This window comes from Streptomyces sp. NPDC041796 (genome assembly GCF_055590785.1).
This window is the reverse complement of the sequence record NZ_JBVJAH010000076.1, coordinates 1-4521: the sequence shown is the minus strand read 5'-3', so window position 1 is coordinate 4521 and position 4521 is coordinate 1. Positions and strand designations below refer to the sequence as shown.

Genomic DNA, 4521 nt, shown 5'->3' with positions numbered 1-4521 from the left:
TTCGGCATCAGCGGCACCAACGCCCACATCATCCTCGAACAAGCACCCCCCCAACCCGACCACGACACCCAACCCACCACCACCCACCCCCTGCCCTGGGTGCTCTCCGCCAGGAGCGCCGAGGCGCTTGAGGAACAGGCCGCCCGCCTGCGGGCCCATTTGTCCGACGGACCGTCACCGCACCCGGCCGACGTGGGCCTCACGCTGGCCGCCGGCCGAGCGGCCCTGGACCACCGGGCCGTGCTCGTCGGTACCGACCGTGACACGTTCCTGACCGGCCTCGACACATTGGCCGGCGGGACGGACGGCCCCGGAGTGGTGCGCGGGGTCGCGTCACCCGCCCGGACAGCGGCGCTGTTCACCGGACAGGGCGCTCAACGGGTGCGTATGGGTGCCGAGTTGTGCGAGGCCTTCCCTGGGTACGCGGCGGCGTTCGACGAGGTGTGCGCGGGGCTCGACCCCCATCTGCACCGTCCGTTGCGGGAGGTGATCACCGAGGGCGGTGAGGCGCTGAACCGTACGGCGTACGCCCAGGCCGCGCTGTTCGCCTTCGAAGTGGCGCAGTACCGGTTGCTGGAGTCCTGGGGCGTACGGCCCGACTTCCTGTTGGGCCACTCCGTCGGAGAACTCGCCGCGGCGCACGTGGCCGGGGTGCTCACCCTCGCCGACGCGTGCACGATGGTCGCCGCACGGGGCCGGTTGATGCAGGCCCTTCCGGCCGGCGGGGCGATGTTCGCCGTCCAGGCGAGCGAGGCACAGGTCACCGCGCTCCTGGCCGGTGTCTCCGGCGAGGTGGGCATCGCGGCGGTCAACGGACCCGCCTCGGTGGTGATCTCCGGACCCGAAGCCGTCCTGCTGCCGCTCGCCGAACAGGCCGCCCGGCAGGGCCACCGGACCAAGCGGCTGCGGGTGAGTCACGCGTTCCACTCGCCGCTGATGGAACCGATGCTGGACGAGTTCCGTGCGGTCGTCGCCGGACTGTCCCTCACCGCGCCGTCCGTCCCGATCGTCTCGAACCTCACGGGACGGCTCGCCACTGCCGCCGAACTGTGCTCCGCCGACCACTGGGTGGCGCACGTCCGTCAAGCGGTCAGGTTCGCCGACGGTGTCGCGGAGCTGCACCGCCAGCAGGTCACGCACCTGCTGGAGATCGGCCCCGACGGGGTGCTGGCCGCGATGGCGGAGACCTGTCCGGCCGAACTGGACGGCGAGGAGCCCGGCCGGCCGGTGTCGGTCGCGCTGTCGCGGGCCGGCCGCCCGGAGCCCGCCACGCTGCTGGCCGGTCTCGGACGCGCCTGGGCCGGCGGCCTGAAGGTCGACTGGCCCAGGGTGTACGACGGCACCGGCGCGGCCCCGGTCGACCTGCCCACCTACCCGTTCCGGCGGGTCCCGTACTGGCTGCGGCCCGCCACTCCGGCCGGTGACGTCTCCGCCGCGGGCATGTCCGCGGCCGAGCACCCGATGCTCGCCGCCGAACTCCCGGTGGCCGGCACCGACAGCCACCTGCTGACCGGGACCGTGAGCACGGCGACCCTTCCCTGGCTCGCCGATCACCAGGTGGCCGGGGCGGTGCTGCTGCCCGGGACGGCCTTCGTGGAGCTCGCCGTACGGGCCGCGGACGCCGTGGGCTGTGGTGAGGTCGCCGAACTCACCCTGCACGACCCGCTGGTACTCGGCGACGGGGAACGGACCCGCGTCCAGGTGTCGGTCGGCGCCCCGGACGACGCGGGACGACGGCGGTTCTCCCTCCACGGCCGGCCCGAGAGCGGCAAGGAGGACGACGACGCCTGGACCCGGCACGCGAGCGGTGTCCTCGCGCCCGCCGCACCGCCGGCCCGCTTCGACCTGTCGCAGTGGCCGCCGAGCGACGCGCGGGAGCTGGACCTGACCGACGCGTACGAGCGGCTGGCCGACCGCGGCTACGCGTACGGGCCCGCCTTCCAGGGCCTGCGGGCACTGTGGCGACGGGGTGACGAGCTGTTCGCCGAGGTCGGGCCGGTCGCGGGCGCCGACGACGCCGACGCGTACGGGCTGCACCCGGCGCTGCTGGACGCCGCCCTCCACGCGGTAGGACTCGGCGACCTGGTCGACGACGACGGCCGCGCCTGGTTGCCGTTCTCCTGGAGCGACGTCACCCTGCACGCGACGGGCGCCACCGCGCTGCGGGTACGGCTCTCCCCGGCGGGGCCGGGCGAGGTGCGGCTGGAGGCCTCCGACACCGGTGGAGCCCCGGTGCTCACCGCCCGGTCGCTCCTCCTCCGCCCGGTGGACGCCTCACGGATGGCGACCGCCCACCCGGCCGCCGACGCGCTGCTGTACGAGGTGGAGTGGTCGCGGCGGCAGGTTCCGGGCGCGGGCCCGGCCGGACCCTGGGCGGTGGTGGGGCCGGACACCGGGCTCACCCCGGCCCTGTCGGCGTCCGGCGAACCGGTGGCCCGCCACGCCGGTCCGGACGGGCTGGGCGCGGCCATCGACGCGGGGGCGCCCGTTCCGGCGGTCCTGATGGCCGACTGCTCGTCCGGCACCGGCGGTGTGGTCGACCGGACACACGCGTCGGTCGCGTCGGCCCTGGAGCTGCTGCGGGGCCGGCTGGCGGACGAGCGGTTCGGGGCGACCCGGCTCGTGGTGGTCACCCGGAACGGGGTCGGCGCGGGCGACGACGCCGGTGATCCGAACCCCGCGCAGGCCGCCGTCCACGGCCTCGTACGGTCGGCCCAGGCGGAGCACCCCGGCCGGATCACCCTGGTCGACTCGGACGGCTGCGAACCCTCGACGGCCGCGCTCGCCGGCGCCCTCGCCCTGGACGAGCCCCAACTCGCCCTGCGGGGCGGCCATGTGCTGGTGCCGCGGCTGGTACGCGCGACCGTCCCGGACCCGGTCCGGGCCGTCCCTGACGCCCAGCCCGCACCGGCCGCCCCAGCCGCTCCGGCGGCCCCGGTCGCCCTCTCGGCCGGGACGGTCCTGGTGACCGGTGCGACCGGGGCGCTGGGCGGCGCGGTGGCCCGCCACCTGGTCACCGCGCACGGAGTACGGGACCTGCTGCTGGTCAGCCGCGGCGGTGACCGGGCGCCCGGTGCCGACGCGCTGGTGGACGGCCTCACGGAGCTGGGCGCCCGCGTACGGCTCGCGGCCTGCGACGTCACCGACCGGGACCGGCTGGCGGACCTGCTGGACGGCGTCCGCCTCTCGGCGGTGGTGCACACCGCCGGGGTGCTGGACGACGGTGTGCTCACCGCACTGACACCCGAGCGCCTGGCCGCCGTCCTGCGGCCCAAGGTCGACGGCGCCTGGAACCTGCACGAACTGACGGCCGGAGCGGGACTGTCGGCGTTCGTGCTGTTCTCGTCGGTGGCCGGTGTGCTCGGCACGGCGGGCCAGGCCGGTTACGCCGCGGCGAACAGCTTCCTGGACGCGCTGGCGGCGCACCGCCGGGCGCACGGGACGGTGGGCACCGCGCTCGCCTGGGGGCCGTGGGCCGGGGACGGCATGGCCGGTGGGCTGAGCGCGTCCGACCGGGCCAGGATGGCCCGTAGCGGGCTGCGGCCGCTGACCCACGAGGAAGGGCTGGCGCTGCTGGACACGGCACTGGGCCGGTCCGCGGCCTCCCCGGCGCCCGCGCGCCTGATACCCGCGCGGTTCGACCTCGCCGCCCTGCGCAGGGCGGAGCCCGGCGACACCCACCCGCTGCTGCGGGACTTCGCCCGGGGTCCCGCCCGCCGCACCTCCTCCACCACCGCCACCACCGATCCGGGCCTCGCAGAGCGGCTCGCGCAGCTCACCGACGCCGAACGGGCCGAGGCGCTGCTGGAACTGGTCCGTGCCGAGGTCGCCACCACCCTCGGCCACACCGGCACGGCGGGCAGCGCGGGCGCCGACACCCGGTCCTTCCGGGACATGGGCTTCGACTCACTCACCGCGGTCGAACTGCGCAACCGGCTGGCGGCCAGGACCGGCCTCACGCTCCCACTGACGCTCGTCTTCGACCATCCGTCCCCGGCCGCGGTCACCTCCCACCTGCGGACCCTGATGAGCGGCGAACACACCGTCCTTCGCGAGCTGGAACGCATCGGCGCGGTCCTCGACACCACCGAACTCGGCGACGACGCCCGGGGCGAGATCGTGAGCCGGCTGGACGCCCTGATGGCGAAGGCCGGACGGCAGCGGCCCGGGACCGAGCGGAAGAACCTCACCACGCGGATCCACAGCGCCACCGCCGACGAGCTGTTCGACCTGATCGACCAGAGCATCCGGGCCTCCTGACGCGGACGAGCCCCAGCACGGCACCCACCACACGTGAAAGCAATGAGAAGTCGAAGGGTTCGTCAGTCATGAACGAAGAGAAGCTCCTGAGCTATCTCAAGAAGGTCACCGCCGAACTGCACGAGACACAGGCACGACTCGCCGAGGCCGAACGCGGCGGCGAGTCCGAGCCGGTGGCGATCGTGGGGATGGGGTGTCGGTTCCCTGGTGGTGTGTCGTCGCCGGGGGGTTTGTGGGATCTGGTGGTGGCGGGTGGGGACG

Annotated in this window: 2 protein-coding genes; both read left to right on the top strand. The window is 74.9% G+C overall.

Annotated elements, in window-relative coordinates; genetic code table 11:
• A partial coding sequence (locus ACZ6C1_RS38690) for a type I polyketide synthase (protein WP_469247712.1) occupies positions 1 to 4260 on the top strand: 4260 nt, incomplete at its 5' end.
• Between the two features lie 68 nt (positions 4261 to 4328).
• A partial coding sequence (locus ACZ6C1_RS38685) for a polyketide synthase docking domain-containing protein (protein ID WP_469247711.1) occupies positions 4329 to 4521 on the top strand: 193 nt, incomplete at its 3' end.